This window comes from Deltaproteobacteria bacterium GWC2_65_14 (assembly GCA_001797615.1).
In the GTDB taxonomy this organism is placed as follows: Bacteria; Desulfobacterota; Deferrimicrobia; order Deferrimicrobiales; family Deferrimicrobiaceae; genus GWC2-65-14.
This window is the reverse complement of the sequence record MGPV01000012.1, coordinates 56,332-59,551: the sequence shown is the minus strand read 5'-3', so window position 1 is coordinate 59,551 and position 3,220 is coordinate 56,332. Positions and strand designations below refer to the sequence as shown.

Below are 3,220 nucleotides of genomic sequence, written 5' to 3'. Positions count from 1 at the left end.
GGTCTCCCTTGTCTCGCGACGAAACCCTTCCGGGGACCGGCCCCCTGCAGCGGCGCTCGAATGCCAAGGTATTTGCGAGACGGTGCACTGGGTGCCTACCGGGAGCCGTTCCGTACCCGGATGAGATGGCGGGACGTACCTGCGAAACACGGGGGAATCTTCACGACGGATCCGTTTATCCGGCGGAGTCGGCCAGGTCGGTTTCGGGGAGGAATTCGGCGCGTTCCAGTGCAGACTGCGATCCGAGGTAGATGATGTCTCCCGGATCCCGGGAAAAAATCCTCTGGGCCAGCTTTGCGAGCGCGACCCGGTTCATGCTCCTTTGGCTTTTCCGTAACTCGAGGATCGAGCCCACACGCACGACAGTGCCATCGGCCGGAGAGACGCAATACACCGGAAAACCACGCATGGGTAGGCAATCTGCAAAGAACACGCCTTGTTCTTCGATTCAGATATACCGTACGCTTTTCAGTTAATTAGGTTGAAAGAACATACACCCTGTCCCGGAATCCTGTGAAAAAAAATTCCCACAATGGGAAACACTTGCAACCGAAAGGCTGAATCTCACTCATGGCTTCCCGGATCACCGGCGAAGAAACGAGGATTTTCCCTCGAGATCCTTCCACGCATCCCTTTCCCTTCTGCCGTCCCGGATCGAAAGGAAGGCGGACACGATCATCGCCAGCATCACGAAGAAACCGATACCGAAGAACGCCCAGAACAGGACATCCAGCATGGCTACCTCCTTTCCTTTCAGAAAGGACTGGAATGTTCTTCCGTGCGTTGCCGAAGACCAGAGGTTCCTGCCTGGAGTATTTTCAGTATACCTTCCCCGCCCGGGTTTCGTCAAAGTGAATGAGTGGGCGGAATATGGTATTCTTCCTGAATCCGGTACATCGTTTTGGAATCCTACCTGTACCTTTCGCCGGATTGCCGAAAGCGGGTCCGGTCCTCACCCAAAGGAGGTTAAATGTCCGGATCCAGCAGGATGCAGGAACTCTGGCCCCTCTCCGAACCGCCGATCCTGGGAACCCCACTTCCCCCCGGAATGCACGCCCTGGTCATCCACCGGGACAGGTATGGACCTCCCTCCGAGGCGCTCCGGTTCGAGCAGGTTCCCCTGGCCCGGCTTCGTCCCCCCGACGCGGGAAAGGTTCTCGTGGCGATCCTGGCCACCGGTCCCAACTTCAACACGAACTTCGCCTCCCTGGGTCTCCCGGTGCCGGTCTTCGGCCGGGGGGACAGCGCGACCTGGCACATCCCGGGGAGCGACGCCCTCGGAATCGTGGTGGACGCCGGCCCGGCGGTAACCCGGGTGAAGGTGGGACAGGCGGTGATCCTCGACTCCTGGACGGGACGGAATATCCGGGGGTACGAGACCCACGACGGGTTCAATGCCCAGTTCGCCACGGTCGACGAGGAGCGGGCGTTCCCGGTCCCGCCCTCCCTGCGCGCGCAGACGCCGGAACAGCTCGCCGCCATGCTGCTCACCTACGGGACGGCGTACCGGGCCATCGCGGAACGGCTCCAGGTCGCCCCGGGGGAATCGGTGCTCGTCATGGGTGGGGGCAAGGGGACCAGCTTCGCCGGGATCCAGATCGCCAAGGCGCTCGGCGCGAAGGTGATCCTCGTGGGTTCCAACCCGGAGCTGGCGAACTCCCTCATCGGGCGGGGGATGGCGGACGCCTTCGTGAACCGCCGCTCGATCCCAAGGGAAGCATACGGCGGGATCCCGTCCGGCATGGGCGAACAGGAATGGATGAAGCGAACGGAGCCGTTCCGCGACGCGGTGTTCGAGGCGAACGGAGGCCGGCCGGTCGACCACGTGTTCGAGCACACCGGAGGAGACAATTTTCCGCTGCTCGTCTCCGCCCTCGCCCCGGGCGGCGCCCTCGCCTTCTTCGGGGCCACCGGCCTGGCGCTCAAGGGGGAATACCGGCTGACCTTCTTCCATGCGGGCCGCCGGTTCGTCATGGATGCCCGATGGGTCTGGATGCGGCAGAAGCAGATCCTCTTCCGGCGGGCGGCGCCCGAGGCGATCCTGTCGGAGATCGGCCTCCTCCCGGGCCGCCGCGGACTGATCTGGGGTGCGGACGCCTACTCCCGGGGATTCGCCCGGGCCGCGCTCTCGCGGAGCGCGGAGCTGGCCGTGGTCGCCTCCCGTACGAAGGAGAAGCGGGGACTCGCCGCGCTCGAGCGGATGGGAATTCCCTCCTCCCGGGTGATCGACCGGGATCTTCTCTCCCTCCCGGAGGAGATGCCCGACCCGCTCACGGTCGACGGGCGCCCGAACCCGGAGTATGCCACGGGGTTCATGAAGCATGCCCAGGCGCTGGGGAAGGCCTGTTGGGGGATCTTCGGACCGAGGAAAAGCCCGGACTTCATCGTCGAGCGGACCGACCGGTCCACCCTCCATTTCAGCACCTTCATCCTGCGCGATTACGACGAACGGGACGCGATGCCCTGCGGGATCATCGTGGCGCGGGGGCCGTCGAATCTCTCCGTCCTGGGCTCCCACATGTACCGGGCGGACCAGGCGGAAGAGGTTCTCCGCCTCCTCTCCGAAGGGAAGATCGTCATGGAGCAGGAGGACCTGGAGATCGGCACCCTGCCCGGACTCCCCGGGATCCAGCAGAAGATGCTGGACGGCACGATGAGCAAGCCCAAGGGAGTGGCGCTGGTCCAGGCCGACCGCCCGGGGCGGTCGATCCGGGAGTACGAGGAGATCTTCCGGGGGGAGAAGCTGCGGGGAGCCGATCCCTCCGCGGAGCGCTTTCTCGACATCCGCCTGGCGGGGGATGTGGGAATCGTCACCCTCACGCGGCCGGAAGCGCTGAACGCCCTCAACGCGCAGCTGCTCGCGCAGCTTGCCGCCGTCGTCCGCGAAGCCGGCTCGCTGGGGACTCTGGAAGGGAGACCGGTCCGCTCCCTGGTGCTGTGCGGCGCGGGAAGGGCGTTCGTGGCCGGTGCGGACGTCCGGGAGTTTTCCGGGAAACCCGCGGAGGAGATTGCGCGCATCGCCTCGCAGAACATCGCCCTGTTCACCGAGCTCGAGAATCTCCCGATCCCCGTGGTCGCCGTCGTCGACGGGTTCGCGCTCGGCGGCGGAAACGAGCTGGCGATGAGCGCCCACTATCGGATCGTGACGGAGAACGCCCTCCTGGGGCAGCCGGAGGTCAAGCTGGGGATCATCCCCGGATACGGCGGGATGCAGCGTCTT

Annotated in this window: 1 protein-coding gene (cut by a window edge); it reads left to right on the top strand. The window is 64.8% G+C overall.

Going from position 1 to position 3,220, the window contains the following annotated elements:
- Positions 1–970: 970 nt before the first annotated feature.
- Positions 971–3,220, top strand: the 5' portion of a protein-coding gene (locus tag A2X88_02885; GenBank protein OGP35402.1) for a hypothetical protein. The gene runs 468 nt beyond the window's last position; 2,250 of the gene's 2,718 nt are visible here — the first part of the coding sequence; it begins with the start codon at positions 971–973; its stop codon lies beyond the right edge, outside the window.